Source organism: Petrotoga sp. 9PW.55.5.1, assembly GCF_003265365.1.
Taxonomy (GTDB): Bacteria; Thermotogota; Thermotogae; order Petrotogales; family Petrotogaceae; genus Petrotoga.
This window is the reverse complement of record NZ_AUPM01000011.1, coordinates 1-17,309: the sequence shown is the minus strand read 5'-3', so window position 1 is coordinate 17,309 and position 17,309 is coordinate 1. Positions and strand designations below refer to the sequence as shown.

19 protein-coding genes and 2 pseudogenes are annotated in these 17,309 nt (G+C 31.2%); 9 read left to right on the top strand and 12 right to left on the bottom strand.

Translation table 11 applies throughout. The features are described from left to right. Positions 1 to 256: pseudogene (locus PW5551_RS10140) on the top strand (hypothetical protein); the annotation flags it as partial. A gap of 446 nt (positions 257 to 702) precedes the next feature. On the opposite strand, the gene PW5551_RS02165 reads toward PW5551_RS10140, so the two are convergent. From PW5551_RS02165 to PW5551_RS02125, 10 genes are all read right to left on the bottom strand, one after another. Further along, on the bottom strand, positions 703 to 1,458 hold the full coding sequence (locus PW5551_RS02165; protein WP_233488402.1) for a beta-ketoacyl-ACP reductase: 756 nt from the start codon (positions 1,456 to 1,458) through the stop codon (positions 703 to 705). An 11-nt stretch (positions 1,459 to 1,469) separates the two neighbouring features. After that, a complete protein-coding gene (gene fabD, locus PW5551_RS02160; protein ID WP_113074108.1) occupies positions 1,470 to 2,345 on the bottom strand; it encodes an ACP S-malonyltransferase in 876 nt (291 codons plus the stop codon). A gap of 18 nt (positions 2,346 to 2,363) precedes the next feature. Then, complete coding sequence (locus tag PW5551_RS02155) at positions 2,364 to 3,293, bottom strand: nitronate monooxygenase (RefSeq protein WP_113074106.1); 930 nt, start codon at positions 3,291 to 3,293, stop codon at positions 2,364 to 2,366. A 16-nt stretch (positions 3,294 to 3,309) separates the two neighbouring features. Further along, entirely contained in the window at positions 3,310 to 3,729 is a 420-nt protein-coding gene (fabZ, locus tag PW5551_RS02150; protein ID WP_113074104.1) for a 3-hydroxyacyl-ACP dehydratase FabZ, read from the bottom strand. Between the two features lie 5 nt (positions 3,730 to 3,734). Further along, positions 3,735 to 4,583, bottom strand: a complete 849-nt coding sequence (locus tag PW5551_RS02145) for a DegV family protein (protein WP_113074103.1) — start codon at positions 4,581 to 4,583, stop codon at positions 3,735 to 3,737. A 15-nt stretch (positions 4,584 to 4,598) separates the two neighbouring features. Next, a complete protein-coding gene (gene fabF, locus PW5551_RS02140; RefSeq protein ID WP_113074101.1) occupies positions 4,599 to 5,831 on the bottom strand; it encodes a beta-ketoacyl-ACP synthase II in 1,233 nt (410 codons plus the stop codon). 46 nt (positions 5,832 to 5,877) lie between these two features. Next, positions 5,878 to 6,516, bottom strand: coding sequence for a TetR/AcrR family transcriptional regulator (locus tag PW5551_RS02135; protein WP_113074099.1), 639 nt, complete (start codon positions 6,514 to 6,516; stop codon positions 5,878 to 5,880). A gap of 126 nt (positions 6,517 to 6,642) precedes the next feature. Continuing rightward, positions 6,643 to 7,716 (bottom strand): Xaa-Pro peptidase family protein, encoded by a 1,074-nt coding sequence (locus PW5551_RS02130; protein ID WP_113074097.1) that lies wholly within the window; start codon positions 7,714 to 7,716, stop codon positions 6,643 to 6,645. Positions 7,717 to 7,825: 109 nt separating this feature from the next. Beyond that, positions 7,826 to 7,954, bottom strand: coding sequence for a hypothetical protein (locus tag PW5551_RS10650; RefSeq protein ID WP_255420106.1), 129 nt, complete (start codon positions 7,952 to 7,954; stop codon positions 7,826 to 7,828). A 449-nt stretch (positions 7,955 to 8,403) separates the two neighbouring features. Continuing rightward, the gene (locus PW5551_RS02125; protein ID WP_113074095.1) at positions 8,404 to 9,054 is read right to left on the bottom strand and encodes a peroxiredoxin; all 651 of its coding nucleotides are present in this window, start codon (positions 9,052 to 9,054) and stop codon (positions 8,404 to 8,406) included. A 242-nt stretch (positions 9,055 to 9,296) separates the two neighbouring features. Here PW5551_RS02125 and PW5551_RS02120 point away from each other — a divergent pair, with 242 nt between their 5' ends. The 7 genes from PW5551_RS02120 to PW5551_RS02090 are packed head-to-tail and all read left to right on the top strand — an operon-like array spanning position 9,297 to position 14,551. Continuing rightward, entirely contained in the window at positions 9,297 to 9,566 is a 270-nt protein-coding gene (locus tag PW5551_RS02120; protein ID WP_113074093.1) for a flagellar biosynthesis anti-sigma factor FlgM, read from the top strand. 5 nt (positions 9,567 to 9,571) lie between these two features. Continuing rightward, the gene (locus PW5551_RS02115; protein WP_146738314.1) at positions 9,572 to 10,066 is read left to right on the top strand and encodes a hypothetical protein; all 495 of its coding nucleotides are present in this window, start codon (positions 9,572 to 9,574) and stop codon (positions 10,064 to 10,066) included. A gap of 1 nt (position 10,067) precedes the next feature. Further along, positions 10,068 to 12,491 (top strand): flagellar hook-associated protein FlgK, encoded by a 2,424-nt coding sequence (gene flgK, locus PW5551_RS02110; protein WP_113074088.1) that lies wholly within the window; start codon positions 10,068 to 10,070, stop codon positions 12,489 to 12,491. 26 nt (positions 12,492 to 12,517) lie between these two features. Beyond that, complete coding sequence (gene flgL / locus PW5551_RS02105) at positions 12,518 to 13,414, top strand: flagellar hook-associated protein FlgL (RefSeq protein WP_113074085.1); 897 nt, start codon at positions 12,518 to 12,520, stop codon at positions 13,412 to 13,414. A 12-nt stretch (positions 13,415 to 13,426) separates the two neighbouring features. Further along, the gene (fliW, locus tag PW5551_RS02100) at positions 13,427 to 13,900 is read left to right on the top strand and encodes a flagellar assembly protein FliW (protein ID WP_113074083.1); all 474 of its coding nucleotides are present in this window, start codon (positions 13,427 to 13,429) and stop codon (positions 13,898 to 13,900) included. A 2-nt stretch (positions 13,901 to 13,902) separates the two neighbouring features. Continuing rightward, a complete protein-coding gene (gene csrA / locus PW5551_RS02095; RefSeq protein WP_113074082.1) occupies positions 13,903 to 14,196 on the top strand; it encodes a carbon storage regulator CsrA in 294 nt (97 codons plus the stop codon). Then, a complete protein-coding gene (locus tag PW5551_RS02090) occupies positions 14,183 to 14,551 on the top strand; it encodes a cupin domain-containing protein (RefSeq protein ID WP_113074079.1) in 369 nt (122 codons plus the stop codon). Before csrA ends, PW5551_RS02090 begins: the two co-directional genes overlap by 14 nt. 78 nt (positions 14,552 to 14,629) lie before the next feature. Here PW5551_RS02090 and PW5551_RS02085 read toward each other — a convergent pair whose 3' ends face one another. After that, the gene (locus tag PW5551_RS02085; RefSeq protein WP_113074078.1) at positions 14,630 to 15,094 is read right to left on the bottom strand and encodes a chemotaxis protein CheW; all 465 of its coding nucleotides are present in this window, start codon (positions 15,092 to 15,094) and stop codon (positions 14,630 to 14,632) included. 101 nt (positions 15,095 to 15,195) lie between these two features. Beyond that, the gene (locus PW5551_RS02080; RefSeq protein WP_113074076.1) at positions 15,196 to 16,290 is read right to left on the bottom strand and encodes a BMP family protein; all 1,095 of its coding nucleotides are present in this window, start codon (positions 16,288 to 16,290) and stop codon (positions 15,196 to 15,198) included. Positions 16,291 to 16,432: 142 nt separating this feature from the next. Here PW5551_RS02080 and PW5551_RS02075 point away from each other — a divergent pair. Continuing rightward, positions 16,433 to 17,309, top strand: a pseudogene (locus PW5551_RS02075) (methyl-accepting chemotaxis protein); the annotation flags it as partial.

Below are 17,309 nucleotides of genomic sequence, written 5' to 3'. Positions count from 1 at the left end.
AGCTTCATTGTTTGAAGAAGGAATTGAAAAAGGCAAAGAAGAGGGATTTGAAAAAGGAATTGAAAAAGGCAAGGAAGAAGGAGAGCTAGAAGGAAAGAAAGAATTAGTATTAGAAATACTAAACCAAAGATTTGGAAAAGAATTTGATAAAGAGTTAGAAGAAAAAATAAAGAAAGCAAGCGAAGAAGAGATTAATAAGATAAAGAAAAATATTCTGAAAATAACCATAGACCAACTAAAAGAAATTTTAGAGTGAAATAATAAAACTTCCTAAATAAGTATTAATTTACCTCTTGCAAAAGATTTAGGTTTAATTCCCCTTTTTGAAGGGGTGGCTGTGACGGTTATTGTCACAGACGGGGTAGTTGCTTTTGAATTGGATTTTCAATTTGCTAAAAGCAAATTAAAGAGAGACTACCCCGGCTGCAGCACAAAACGCTGCATCCACCCCTTCGAGGAAGGGGAATAGAACCGACTACCCCGTCTGCAGCATAAAACGCTGCATCCACCCCTTCGAGGAAGGGGAATAAAACCGTATTAAACTTTATAACAAAGATAGATTCCAGAAAAATTTGGATGCGTAGCTCCTGTTAAGTTCAGAAACCAAGCATCCAGTTGTATATAGTTTTTTATTAATTTTTGTGTCTACTTGACATGGGGCAGTTCAATCTCTAGGGTTTTTGATTTTAATTTATTATAATTTTATAATCTTAAACCTCCATCTATTCTTATAACTTGTCCTGTAATAAACGAAGAGTCTTCACTTGCTAAAAAAAGAGCCAGATTTGCTATGTCTTTAGGTTCTCCTAATCTTTTTAAACAAGTGTTTTCAACTACATAATCGATTAAATCTTCTTTTAGGCTTTTTGTCATCCCTGTTTTAACAAAACCAGGTGCTATTGCGTTGACTCTAATATTTTCACCTTTCATGGTTAATTCTTTTGCCCAAGATTTGGTCATGCCTATAATTCCGGCCTTTGCGGCAGAATAATTAGTTTGCCCTATGTTGCCTTCTATTCCAACAACACTAGCCATATTTATTATATTTCCAAATTTCTGTTTTCTCATTATTTTTGCCACAGCTTTTGTCACCACAAAAGTACCTTTCAAATTGACTTGAATAACCTTATCAAAATCATCTTCTTTCATAATTACTAAAAAAGTATCTTTTGCCATTCCAGCATTATTTACCAGGATATCAATTTTTCCAAAATTCTCATAAATTTGAGTAACAATGTCGTTCACTTTTTCAAAATCTGTTATATCTGCCTGGTAATAAACAAAATTGTTTTCAGGGAAATCATTTTTTTCAGAATCTTCTATTAGAGGTTGTTTATCCATCGCTAACGAAGCTACCTTAGCACCTTCTTTTATAAAAAGTCGACAGATTTCTTTACCGATACCTCTTGATCCCCCTGTTACCAAAGCAACCTTACCTTTTAACCTCAATGGAAACACCCCCGGTTTTATTATATGTTAACAAGTCTCACATTTTTATCTATTTGTTTGATAAACTTAGTTAGAACTTTTGTTGGGCCAACTTCAACAAATTCGTCTACACCTTTATTAATACATTCTTTGACACAATCAACCCATTTTACAGGGGAAGTAATTTGTTTTATTATATTTTCTTTTATAACTTCAGGATCCTTTTCAAATCTAGCTGTTACATTTTGAACAACAGGAATAGAAGGAGTTCTAAAAGTGACCTGTTCAATTTTTTGTCTCAATCTATTTTCTGCATCTTTCAAGAATTTAGAATGAAAAGGTCCACTAACATTCAAAGATATTACTCTTTTTGCTCCATTTTCTTTGAGCTTTTCCATGGAAATTAAAAGTTCTTCCATTTCTCCGCTTATTACAATTTGAGTTGGTGAATTATAATTAGCTATCTGAACATTAGGATAATTTTCTAAAACTTTTTGAATTTCATTCAGATCCATGCCTATTATTGCAGCCATCCCACCTTTTCCAGGTTCGAAGGCTTCACTCATATATAAACCCCTGTAATAAACAGCTTCAATAGCATCTTCAAAATCAATAACATTAGCAGCCAATATTGCTGTCCATTCACCTAGTGAGTGGCCTGCAACAACGTCAGGTTTTATACCTTGTTCCAAAGAATACAAATATTTTATGTAACTTACTGTTAATATTGCTACTTGCGCATTTTGTGTAAGTGTAAGTTCTTTCTCATCGTTTCCGTATATAATACTCTTAATATCTACATTTATTTTGTCCTTAACTTTATCAAAATACATATTATATTCAGGTTTATTATCTAACAATTCTTTTCCCATTCCAAGATATTGGGAACCTTGACCTGTAAAAACAAAACATCGCAAATCTATCGCCTCCATTTTTTATTTACTAAATTTATTGTTAATTATATAGTCCATGGTATCTTCTATTACATCTTTTACACTTTTTATTTCATTTATTAATCCAGAAGATTGTCCGGCCATAAAAGACCCTCTTTCTTCATCTCCATATACGAAAGCCTTCATAAGACTTCCAACTAACGCTTCTTCTGCTTCTTCTGGAGAAGAAGCCTCTAATTTTGCTATTTTTTTGCCGAATTTTGTTTTAATTATCCTTGCCGGATGACCCATCTTTTGACCAGTAATAATTGTATCTCTTATCCCTGCATCAATTATTTTCTTTTTATAATTTTCATGTGCTTCACATTCATAAGTCGCAATAAATCGTGTCCCCATTTGTATTCCTTCTGCGCCTAGTGAGAGAGCTGCGACAGCACCTTTTCCATCTGCAATGCCTCCAGCTGCTATGACAGGAACAGATAATATTTCCACTAGTTTTGGTACTAAGACCATTGTTGTAACATCACCTATATGGCCACCGCATTCCATCCCCTCACCTATTATGGCTTGAGCGCCCGCATTTTCCAATCTCAACGCAAGATTCTCAGAAGAAACAACAGCTAAAGTTTTGATTCCTTTTTCCCTAAGCTTGGAAATATACTTACTAGAATTGCCCGCAGCTAGTATAGCAATGGGAACTTTTTCCTGAATAATTAATTCAATTACTTCCTCTATATGCGGATTGAGCATTATTACATTAATAGCAAAAGGTTTATCAGTCAATTTTCTTATTGTATCTATTTGATTTTTTAAAAGTTTTGCATCCATATTTCCAGAACCTATTGTTCCAAGCCCTCCGGCATTTGAAACAGCTGCAGCTAATTTAGCAGTTCCGACCCACGCCATTCCTCCTTCTAAAATAGGGTATTTTATATTTAACAACTCAGTTACTCTATTTTTAACAGTTTCCAAAACTACACCTCCGTATTTAATCTTGTTTTATTCCAACCATTATCTCAGCCTGAACACATACTTTGTCTTCAACTGTGGCAATTCCCTGTAATTTGAACATATTTGCTTTTTTTTGTAAAACTTTCAAATCATAAACTAACTTGTTCCCTGGTCTTACTTCTCTTTTAAATCTTGCCTTGTCAATTCCAGTAAAAAGGGGAATTAAATCCCCTTCCATATCTTTCATAAGTAACAAGCCCGCAGTTTGAGCCATGCCTTCAATAATTAACACGCCTGGCATTATTGGGTAATTAGGGAAATGTCCTTGAAAGAAAGGCTCATTGATACTTACATTTTTAAAAGCTTTAATTCTCTCATCAGAAATATCTATTACTCCATCCACTAATAAAAAAGGATAACGATGAGGTAATATCTTCATAATTTCATCTATATTCATTAATTTCACTCCCAGGTTGTTATAATCCCTCCGGAATCAGGTCCTAAGTGCATACCTATTATGATATCCATAGGTTCAAAAATTATTTTTTCACGTGGAACTCCAAGTTTAACTACTTCGTCCATTAAATCTCCACCCAATTTTAGACTTCCTGTATGCTCTACTGTAATATATTTCAATTCGCCTTTACCCTTTTCTTCCATTGCTAATGTAGTTAATTCTTTAATTATTTTATTGTAACCTCTAATCCTTTTAACAGGTAAAATTTCACCCTTTTCTAAGTTTAAAAGAGGCTTTATATTTAACATACTCCCTAAGAAAGCAGTTGCTTTCCCAATTCTTCCGCCTTTTGCGAGATAGTTTAAACTACCAACTGTGAAATATACATTTACTTTTTCATGAAAATGCTCAACATATTCATTTAATTCTTCAATATTGTAATGTCCAGAATCTATAAGATTTTTTAGGGCGAATACCAAGTGTCCCAATCCCCAGGTTGCTTCATAACTTTCAACTATGTGAATTCTTTTTTCGTCAATATTTTTTGCGGCAATCCTTGCGGAATTATAGGTTCCACTCAGTTTCTCTGAAATATGGACAGATATAAGTTCATCATAATCTTTAAGCATCTTTTTATAAACATCTTCAAAATCTTGAGGAGTAGGTTGAGATGTAGCAGGTATATAATCTACTGTTTTTAATTCCTCATAAAATTCATCGATATCTATATCTACTGCTCTAACAAAACCACCTTTCCAATTGACATATAGGGATACGTATCCTATCCCCATTTCTTCTAATTTTTTTGGATCGATATCACAAGTATTATCAGTAACTATACCTATTTTTGGCATTTACAATCTCCCCCTTTAATCTCTCACAAAAATCAATGAAGCGTTATGACCACCAAAACCAAAAGAATTTTTTAAAACAACATCAATTCGTTGATTCTTAGTTTCTTTTGGAATATTTAGATCTTTCATTTCCTCATCTGGGTTATCAAGGTTAGGCATACCATGCGCAAACTCATTCTGGCTTTCTAATATAGAGGCTATTAATTCGACTGCACCAGCAGCTCCAAGCGAATGACCAATCAATGTTTTGGTTGATTGCATTATAGGATTAGTTGCGTTTTTCCCAAAAACGTTTCTAATAGCTCGAACCTCAGATTTATCTCCAACAGGAGTGCTTGTCGCATGGCAATTTATTAAATCTACCTCTGAGGGATCTATCTTTGCCATATCTAAAGCATTTTTAATCGCTCTTGCTGCTCCTGTGCCTTCTGGATCAGTTTGGCTTATATGGTAGGCATCTCCTGTCATACCATAACCAGCTATATAACCATAGATTTTAGCTCCTCTGGCTTTGGCGTGTTCTTCAGATTCTAGAACTAATACTCCAGCACCTTCACCCATCACAAAACCATCTCTTTCTTTATCAAAAGGTCTTGATGCTTTTTGGGGCTCATCATTTCTTTGTGACAATGCGGTCATATTTGCAAAAGCAGCGATTGGCATAGGATCTATAACAGCTTCAGAGCCTCCAGTTATTGCTACATCAACTTCTCCAGATTTTATCAACATAACTGAACTAATAATCGAATGAACTGCGGAGGCACAAGCACTAACAGTTGTGAAGTTAGGACCTTTCAATTGATGTTTTATTGAAACAACACCGCTAGCCATATCAGCGATCATCATAGGTATCAAAAAAGGGCTTACAAATTTTGGGCCTTTCTTCTCCATAACATGGAATTCATGATATAACGTTTTAAAACCACCTATTCCCGAACCTATAATAACGGCTGCATTTTCTTTCCATTCCCCGTCGTTTTCTAATCCCGAATCTTTTATCGCTTCATCGGAAGCGGCAATAGCTAATTGTAAGAATCTATCGTACCTTTTTGCTGTTTTTTTATCTAAGTATTTTTGTGGATCAAAATCTTTTATTTCAGCTGCGATTTTAACCTTGTGATCAGTAGTGTCAAACTGTGTTATTTTGTCTATACCAATTTTCATATCTTTTAAACCTTTTACAAACTCTTCACAATTTTTTGCTATTGAGTTGACTGTTCCTATACCAGTTATAACAACTTTTTTCATCTATTTACCTCCTGCTGTTTTGTATTTTAGAAATAAAAATATTTTATTAGTTTGCAATTAGCATTTTTTTTGTTACTTCAATATAATACTCATATATTTGAATGGGAGTTAATCCAGTCCATTTTTTATACAACTTTCCTCTAAGATTTACTTGTTGAACTAGTCCGGTTATTTCGCCCCAAAGTATCATCGATATTTTTGAAGGATCAAATTCTTTATCTATAGAACCATCTTTGATACCTTCTTTTACACAAGAAACTAACAGTTCAAATATTTCCTGGCTTCTCTCATATGTTTTTTTCACGTGTTGATCTTTGTCATCAAAATTAAATTCTAAGGTTTCATAATTTAGAATTAATTTATAATAATTTGGATATTCTGTACTAAAAAAAACATAAGTTTTTCCCATAGTGACAACCTTTTCAAAGCCATTTTTGCAGTTTTTGAAATTATCAATAATCAAATTTTTTAAAGTAGTTAAAGCCCTTTCCACTGAAGTAAAGTAGAGATCTTTTTTGCTAGAAAAATACAAATAAAGAGTACCTTTGGCAATATTAACTTTTTTTGCTATTTCAGTCATCGTTGCGTTTTGATAGCCTTTCTCTACAAATATTTTTTCTGCTATATTCATTATTAAATTCTTCTTTTCTTCTTTTGTTTTTTTATCATATCGACTATTAACCATAAGATCTACCTCTCAAAATAAAAAATGACCATTGGTCATTATCTTTAAAAAATTATACCACATAAAAAGATATATTTCAAGTTAACTATTAAGTTTATGTGGAACAATCATAAAAAGGTTAAAAAGTCATATAACTATAAAATCTTTTGGATATTTGTTCAAGACTTCAAAACCATTTTCTGTTACTAAGACCAAATCTTCTATTCTTACTCCTCCAATTTTGGGGATATAAATTCCTGGTTCGATTGAGAAAATCATTCCCGGTTTCAAAGTTGTTTTTGAATTGAACGATATGTATGGAGGTTCATGAATTTCTAATCCTACGCCGTGCCCTAATCTATGTTTAAAAAAATCTCCATATCCTTTATTCTTAATAAAATTTCTGGCAATTGAATCAACTTCAGAAGCCATAACACCAGGTTTAACATGTTCTATTGCCTGTAAATTAGCGTCCAAAACTATTTGGTATATATCTTTCATTTTTTCAGTGGGTTTTCCAAAAAATACGGTTCTTGTCATATCAGAACAATAATAATTCTTAATACATCCTATATCTATTAAGACAGGATCACCATCTTTAACTTTTGAATTGTCAGGTAAATGATGAGGATCAGAAGAGTTTTTTCCATATCCAATTATAGGATTGAATGAAACTTCATCGGCCCCTTCTTTTTCGAAAATATTTTTAATAGCTTTTGCCAAATATTTTTCAGGTAGCATCTCTGAAACTATTTCTATAACCTTTTCCATTGCATTATCGTTTATTAGAGAAGAAGCTTTCATTAATCTAATTTCTTCAGAATCTTTTATCATTCGTAAATTGCTTATTAAAGGAGAAATATTTTCCAGATTTGTTGTATTTATTTCTTTTATTAAGTCTAACAGAAAACCTGCATTCCATTTTTCATCTATTCCTACTTTTTCATCACTCTTGATAAATGAAGTTAAGATTTTTATGGGGTTTTCAGAGTCTGAATATTTCAAAAGATAATCTTCATGCAAATTTTGAATCCTATTTATTTCATTAGTTATTAATTTTACCTTGCCTGAAATATTTATAAATAAAGCAATTAGTCTTTCTCCAGGCTCAATCCATTCTTGCAAAAAATAATAAATTGAAGAGGTGGAAGTAATAATAGCCTGATAAATATGATTCTTTTGCATTAAATCAATCAAACTTTCTATCCTATCTTTTCGCATACTTAATTGAGTCTCCTTTTAAGTACAAAATTAGTAAAAAAAATCACATATATATTATATCATAAAAAAACCGCACCCTAAAAGGTGCAGTTTTACATGGTTTTGTTAATTATTTATTTGGAATCCAACTTTCTACAAGATCTTCGTATTCGTACATCCATTCAGTTGCTACTTTTAATGGTTCCTCATTACTATCAGCTATTTTACCCATTAGATCTCCTAATTGTTGATCGCTCATTCTGAATCTAATTAGAAATTCAGCATATTTTATATAGATTTTTTATCGTTACTTCTTCCATTTATTCCCTCCTTTAACTTTTGATTTAACCGTTATAGTGTAAAAAAAAATTAGCTTTTTTAATAAGCTGAAAAACAAATTATCGACTTCTTACCTGTGTTATGCGTTCAAAAAACGGGAGTAAAATTGGAATACAAGTTAATAAGAAGAAGATATAATAGATACTAGCAAATAATGATCATAAATATATTAGCAAACAAATATTATTATTTTTATAAGAAAAAGTACAAATGTTTTTTAAAGTTATTTTTAACAGGAAGTTCAGTGAATGTTGGAAAAGAAGCGTTTTTTAAAATTTCGGAGCTAAGAAAAATTAGATTAATAATTTTACTATTTGTTAATAATAAAAAAGAGCGACTATTATAAGCCGCTCTTTTGAAAAAATCAGATTATTCTTTTAGTTCTTTAACTTTAAGCCACCAATCATAACCTTCTTCACCTGAGGTTTTTCTCTTCATTGCTTCTGCATAAGTTGATGCTGGCGGTATAATTACTTTAGATCCTAAAATAGAGTTATTTGGCCAATTGGCAGGGGTTACTAATTTATGTTTGTCTGATAATTGTAGGGCTTTTAGAGCTCTATATATTTCATCTATGTATCTACCCACCTCAGAAGGATAATACATTATCAATCTAATACTTCCTTCAGGGTCTAAGATAAATACTGCCCTAACTGTAGCTGAACCTTTTTCTGGATCCACCATTCCCAACCTTGAAGCTACTTTTCCCATTGTATCTGCAATTATTGGAAAAGTGATTTCAACTCCCAAATTATCTTTAATCCATTCCATCCATTTAATATGGGAATGTACTGCATCTACAGAAAGCCCTAAAAGCTCTGTATTAATCTTTTTGAAATCCCCGTGTTTTTTTGCAAATTCTACAAATTCAGTTGTACAAACAGGAGTAAAATCTCCAGGATGGCTAAAAAGCACTAACCATTTCCCTTTGTAGTCCTTTGGTAATTCTTTTATACCATCAGTTGTGTAAACTTTCATTTCAGGAAACTTTTCTCCAATTAATGGAATTCGTCCTTCCATAATTCTATACCTCCCTATATATTTTAGGAATGTCTAAAAAAATTATACCAAAAAAAAAGAAAATGCAAGTAAAAATATAACTAATATTTTTAAAATATAATATTTATTATATTACAAAATATCTATTAATAGCTAATAGTTTTTTTTCTAAAATTTCTAATGAAACAATGATTTTAGACGATAATAGAATGAAAAAGGAAGTAATATTTGCTTGAATTATTTGTTGAAAGGAGGAATTTGGAGTGGATATCAATAATATTAATCCGGCAGGAAGAGAAAATTTGGATAAATTAAATCATAAAAATTTAGATCGATTATCTTTAAAAAAAGATCTAAAAGAGGAAAATAAGCAAAGTGTATATGAAATTACAGGAGAATCTAAGAAGTATATAGAATTATCAAATAGGATCCCTGAAGTGCGAGAAGATTTAGTAAATAAACTAAAGGACGCTATAAAAAACGGTAATTATAAAGTAGATATAGAAAGTATTGTAAATAAAATGTTCGAATAAAGTAGGTGGTATGTATTACTGATATAGAACTGATGAGAGAGCTTTTGAAAGAAGAAAATAATGAATTAAAAAAATTACTTGATGCTTTTATTAATCTTAGAAATGGGTTGATGGAAAAAATATCTGTAAACGAGATAAATGGGTTTTTATTGATAATTGAAAAAAAAGCTAATAATTTTAAAAAAGTAGAAAGTTCTAGGGTTCAAATTATGAATCAATTAATAGAAAAAAACGGTATAGATAATAACTTAGAATCGATTATTGATTTTTTTTCAGAAAATAATGTTGAAGTCGCTATTCTATTATCTGACTTGATTAATACATTAAAAGATTTAAAAGATGAAATTAGTCTACTAAATGATTTGATTTCTTTTCATTCGAATTTAAATAATTTTATATACAAAATTATCAATCCAGAATCTATTATCAATGTTAATACCTATACCAACAAAGGTGAAAGCAAAACACAAGATTTAACTAACAAAGGATGGAGAGGTTAAAATGTGTGCTATGACTTTAAATGGTCTATTAAACACAGGATTATTGGGAGTATATACTAACAAAATAGCGATGTCTGTAGTTGCACACAATATATCTAATGCAAATACAGAAGGGTATTCTAGGCAATCCCCATCAATTGTTACTACAGATCCCATTAAATTAACAACTATGGGAAGTGGTGGTAGGGCAATCGCTTTTGGTACAGGTTCTACTGTAAGTGATATCCAACGAATCAGAGATGAATTTTTAGATTCCCAGTTTAGAGAAACTTCTTCAAGATTGAGCTATTGGGAAAACATTTATTCCAATATTCATTATGTGGAGCAATTATTTGGTGAACCCGGAGAAACCGGGCTAAGAACTATGTATGATAATTTCTGGGCATCTATGGAAGAACTGAAAACGGATCCTTCAAACGAAGCAGCTAAAGCTCAGATAGTTTCTAGAGCTGATGAATTAGTGAATACAATGAAAGATCTTAATTATAGATTAGAACAATTAAACGAAGATATAAATAACGAAATAAATCTAAGAATAAATGAAATTAATGGTTATTTGGAAAGAATTGCTGATTTAAATCAAAAAATTCTAACTTCTGGATCTCTAAGTGGTTCTCCTAATGATTTGTTGGACGAAAGAGATAGATTGTTGGATAAACTTTCTGAATTAACAGACGTTAGAACAACTTATCTTGCTAACGGACAATTATCTTTGGCGATTGGAGATAAAGTAGTATTAAACGGAAGTAGTTATCAAAAAATTAAAGCTTTAACTATAACAGGCGAAAAAGATAATTACCAAGCATATGTGGGTAATAATTTGTTAACTTTCAACGATGGTAAGATGGCTGCTCTTTTTGAATTAAGAGATGAAATTATCCCTTCTTATCAAACAAGCTTGGATGAGTTTGGTTTGTACTTAGTAGATACGACAAATTTAATTCACAAAGAAGGTTGGGATTCTACAGGAACCATTACAGGTGCCAACTTTTTTTCTGATATAAGTGCAAAAAGAGGTTTTGAAGATTCAAGGTTATTTAGAATAGCTGGATATTCTGATGTTTTTCATCCAGATAATATAAATTATGTAACTAGTAATAAGAATTTTTATACTGATCCTAATATTAATTGGAATGATTTTAGTCTTTATTCAGTTTCATCAGGTTCTGATCCCGCTTCTTACCCGGATTCTCTTGAATACGATGCTAATAGTAATTCTATATATTTTGACGATTCTTCAGGGTTTCTAAACAAATTGATAGTTGATGTAGCAGGTGATTTTTTTAAGAATTATGGATTTCCAACTAAAGAAGTAGGAGCCTATAAAATTGATGCTTCAAAGATTGAGAGTGGTTCTCTAGAATTTTCTATTAACGATGAAACGTATACTATTTCGTTTGATGATAAAGATGGTTTGGTTAATAAAATAAACTCAGGGTCTGGAGGATATTTAAAGGTTATAGATGATACTGATACAGTTACGGGTGAAGGATATATATACATAGTACCTACAACAAAGGTACCAAATGCTGATTTAGATACAATTGTGTTGAATGATGTTGAAGGTTCTTTATCTGACATGCAAGCTCAAAAAGTTATCTTAGATGCTTTAGATACTTCTGAACCAACTTTAAATAATATTTTGGGTTCGAACGATACTTTGCAAATGAGTATAAACGGGATAAAGATAGAAATTAATCCCTTAAAAGATACCGCAAATGATTTAGTTGATAAAATTAACACTACAAATACAGGAGTTACAGCATCAATAACTCCACATGGTTCGTTTGTTCTTAGAGCAGGAAATATGATAGATTTTGATTTAAATAATGTTACTATTAGAGGTTCAGAGAATTTATTTGTTGGTTTAGGGTTGTTAGAAGGAGATATTAATAATAATAATCAAATAACTCTTATATCTCCAAATTTTACTCAGGCAGATATTGAACAGCAATTTTCAAAAGCAGATATCCTTAGGATAGAGAAGGAAATTGGAATTATTAATCAAGTTTCAGTTTCATCTACATTAAAAAATAATCCTTCATTATTGGCAGTTGATCTGGGATATTATGACAGTAATAATTATTTTCCAACTGGTCCTGGTAATGTAACTGTGTGGGATGAAATATCAAAGTTAAATAAGGCTAATTTGCTAGATAATGGGAAAGTCGGTTTTTCAGATTTTCTGGGTAGTATCGTAACTGAAATGGGTGTAAAAGGGGAAACTGCTGATAAGATGAGGCTTAATAGTGAGACTCTAAACTCACAAATAAGTTTGGAAAGAGAAAAAATTATGGGTGTTTCAATAGATGAAGAAATGACTAATCTTGTGAAATATCAGCAAGCTTTTAATGCTTCAGCTAGAGTTATCACAGCTGTTAGCCAAATGATGGATACTGTAATAAATAAATTAGGTGTAGGATAGAATAGAAAATAGAAGGTGATGGAATTATGAGAATTACAGAAAATTTTTTAAATAAAAGAACCTTAGGTGATTTACAAGGTGTTTTAAGAAAATACAGCGATTTAAATTCTCAATTGACTACTGGTAAGAAAGTTCGTTACCCTTCAGATAATGCGGCTATTGCTTCTAGGGTGTCTAATCTAGATAGTAGATTGAGAGAAATTGAGCGTTATCAATCAAATATAGAAACTGCTCAAAATTATGCTAATATGTATGATTCTTCGATACAAGAACTCAATTCTGTTTTTCTAAGAATCAAAGAATTAGCTGTTAGAGGAGCAAATGATAGTTTGAGCGAAGTTGACAGAAAAGCGATAGCGACAGAGCTTGAAAAAATCAACACACATTTAGTATCTATTGCTAATACGGAAATATCTGGGAATTATATCTATGGTGGGGCAACCAATAATCAAAAAGTTGTAGGAATTGATGAAAATGGGGAGTTCAAAATATTAGTACCACCCCAAGCAAATATTAAACAAAAGATATCAGTTGGTGGACAAGATATAGAATATGGGAAAACGGTTTATGATGTTTTTGTAACTGATAGTGGTGCATCAGTTTTTGGGATAGTAGACAGATTATCAAAAGCAATTGATAGTGGAGATAACAGTTTAATTCAGAAAGAATTAGGTAATATAGACGAAATACAGTCAAAGGCTTTAAAAGCTATATCTGATGTAGGTGCTACACAAAGGATTTTTGAACTGACCTCTAGCAGAATGAAAGATTTTAATACTTTTTCAACAGATTTTTTATCAAAAGAAAGTGATGCGGATATGGCTCAAGTGGTTATGGAATTAGCTATGCAACAAAACGTTTTACAAGCTGCTTTAAAAGCTGCGGGTAATATTATTCCTCCGACTTTGGCAGATTATTTATAAGGGGGTTTTTAAATGATCGAAGAGTTTGAAACTAAATTAGGTAAAGTAAAGATTGATACTGATAAAATAGTAATATTTGAATATGGTATTCCTGGGTTTGAAAGTTTAAAAAAATTTGCAATTTTAGACCCCGACTCTACCTATCCTATAATGTGGTTAGTTTCTTTAGAAGACAAAGATGTAGCTTTTCCAGTTACGATACCTAATCTTATAAGAAATGATTATGAATTTATTTTACCTAAAGATTTAACAGAATACTTAAATTTAGAGAAACCAGAAGATGCTATAATATTAAGTATTCTTACTATTCCAGAAAATGAAGAAGATATAACAATAAATTTAGCTGCACCGATAATTATTTCACAAAATAATCACAAAGGAATTCAATATTTGATCGACGATAGTAAATATATGATTAGGCATCGCTTGAAAGAAGAGTTAGAAAGGAATGAAGAATTATTATCTGTTCAAAAAGACGGTGAATAGTCTTGTTAATATTATCTAGAAAAATAGGAGAATCAATAGTTATACAGGTAGGGGACAAAAAAATCAAATTTACCGTTGTAGAAATGAATAACGGTAATATTAAAATTGGGTTTGAGGCTCCAAAAGATATAAAAATATATCGTAATGAGGTTTACGAAGAGATAGTAACTCAAAATAAAGCCTCTATATTAAGTAGTGTTGATAAACTGAAGGTTTTAATTGAAAGCATGCCTAATAGGATAAAAAAAGCTAAAAATATTAAAGCCGAGGAGGAAGAAATAGATGGAACAAAATAAAGCAATTATAGGTAAAGCCAAAGAAGTAAAACCTTTGATAATAAATAATGAAATAACAAAAGATGTTGAAAAAAGAATTTTAATAGGTAAAAGTAATTTTGATGCACCAAACTTTGTTATGAGATTATTCACTGTTAAACCTGGCGGACATTCTCCAAAACATTCTCATAGATGGGAACATGAAATATATATAGTTAAAGGCAAAGCAGAAGTTTTTGATGGAGAAAAATATAATCTAGTAGAAGAAAATAGTTTTGTCTATATACCTGGTGGTGTAGAACATCAATTGAAAAATGCAGGCGAAGAGGATTTGGAATTTATTTGTGTCATCCCCACCTCAGCTGATGAAGAATGAAATATAGAAAACAAAAATGGCGTATTTAAAAAATTATAATATACGCCATTTTTATTTAAAATTTATCAGAAGCTAGATTTAATCTGTTACTACTTCGTCTATTGCGATTTTTTCTTCTTTTGTTATCAATTTATCTATATCAAGAACTATCAACATACCGTCTTCTAAACGGGCTATACCACTTATAAAATCCGCCTGACGAATACCACCAATTTTTGGTTTTTCATCAATCAAATCCTGATTAATACTTCGAACATTCTTAACATCATCGACCATGATGCCAACTTTTCTTTCATCCATTTTAAGAACAATTACTTTTGCAAGTGTTTTGTCATCAAAATCAGGCATTCTAAATTTTTTCCTTAAGTTAATTATGGGTAGAACTTCTTCATTTCGGTAGTTAATGATACCTTCAAAATAATCGGAAGTATTAGGGAGGGTAGTAGCTTCTTCATACTCAATTACGGCATCCACCTTCATAATATCGAGCCCAAACTTATCTTTACCAATATTGAAAGTTACTATTTTAAGTTCAGATTCCATCATTAATCCCCCTTATTTCTTATATTAATTCAAAATGCAATTCAAGATAGATTATACCACAAAATTGTATAATAAATTTATCTATGTAAAAAATATTATCATTAAAAAGGAAATTCAATATAACTAAAATCCACAGAATTGAATTGTGTTTCTGAACTAGGAACCATTAGATCCCCGTCTTTTACAACTTTTTGTAAGTAAGAAAGTTCGGCAATTACTTCATTAGGAACAAATCCCTTAGTATACTTCATAAGAGAAATTCCCATTCCATCTTCAGCTATTCCTAAAACTTGATGCCCTGAATTAAATGTTCTATCATAAATAGCCGATCTGATACCTTCAAAAGTAGCAACATCGACTTTTTTTCTAGAGCTTGTTAAAACGTATCCTGGGGCCATATAATCTTGATCCATATCATAGCCTATTACAAAATACCCTCTGCCCTGTTCATAGTAGCTATCTATAACATCTTTTAAAGAAGCATTAGGTTCTAATCTGTAAAAGGTAGAACCCGTTTCTTTAGCAGCATCTATTACAGCTCCCGTACTTACTCCAGTAAAGATAATATCAGCTCCAAAATTGTACTGGGAAAGAGCTATTTGTTTTGTTTTTGATGAATCTGTAAAACTTCCAACATACCCTGTAATCACATCTACATTTTTACCCTTAATTTGATTATACGCTTTAACACCAGAACGGTAACCGATTTCATATCTTTTAACGGGAGGAATTTCTAATCCACCTATAAAACCAACCTTATCAGTTTTTGTCATAGAAGCCGCTAAATATCCCAGTAAAAAACCACCTTCTTCTTCTCTAAAGGTGTAGAGAGCTAAATTAGACGGAACGGGTTGGTTGGGAGAAGGTTCTATATCTATTCCTATAAAATATGTATCTGGAAATTGTGCAGCAACTTTAAAAAGAACATCGGACATTAAAAAACCAACGCCAATTACTACCTCTGATTCTTTTGCAGCTGTGCTTAAATTTTGAAGGTAATCAGTTTGCTCTTTTGAAATAATTACATTCCCTTCAACGTTTTCCAATTCTTTGATAGCTCTTTGCACTCCTTCCCAAGTTCCATCATTAAAAGATTTATCTCCTAAACCTCCTGCGTCCGTAACCATAGTAACTTTGAACCCAAAAGTAGAAATTAGTCCAAGGATTATCAGAGATAAAACAAAAAATTTTTTCAACTTAGAACACCCCCACATTTTTAATAAAATTCTGTTAATAAAATTGATATATAGCTTTTATTATATCAAATATGTGGTTGTTTTTTAGCTTTTTTTGTATTATAATTAAAAGAAAAGAAAAATCAATAAAGGGGGAATTTATATGTTTTTTGCTAGTATTAAAGGAAGGATAACAACAATCATTGTAGTTATTTTAGTAATTTTTGGAATGACCATCTTTTTCAATATTAGTTCTTTAATATCATCGAATGAAGGACTAAGTAGATACAAAGAAATGTCAGATGAAACTAATGGGATTTCAGAAATTGAGATGAATTTTTTTGAAGCTTCTTTGGCATTAAAAGATTACGTAGTTAATTACGATGAAGGGATAAAAGAGGATTTTAACTCAAACATAGATTCAATAAAAGTGTATTTTAGTAATACAACTGGTGATTCAACTGCAATAGAAAATATAGCAAATAGAATAAATACCTATGAAAGTTCTTTTAATCATATAGTTCAATTAAATGAAGAGAAAGAAAGACTGGTAAATGAAGATTTCACTAATAAATCTAATGAATTAAGACAAGCTATTACTAATTTTAAAAATTTAGCTCAAAAAAATAATGTTTCAACCCTTGTTTTTTATTCAGACAGCTCGTTACAGATACTTGATAACTTAGAATATCTAGCTTCTATGTATTTTTCTTCAAAATCTGTTGGGGATAAAAATAATATTTTAGGAGCGTTTAATGAATTAGACTCGCAAATATTAATCATGCAGTATGGATTAACTACCGATGAAATAATTCAACTCTTTGATGAAATCAAAGTAATGGTTAACTCTTTTAAAGAAACCTTCAACCAAATAGTTACAGCAATCGAATCACAAGAACCGATAATCCAAGAAATGGAAGGAATGAGGGTAGAAATACTAAACCTACTAGAAGAACAAAGGGCTCAATTAAAAATCCAGCAAGACACATTAGGACCAACACTCATAGAAGAAAACCAAAAAGCGATAATGCTCACGATAG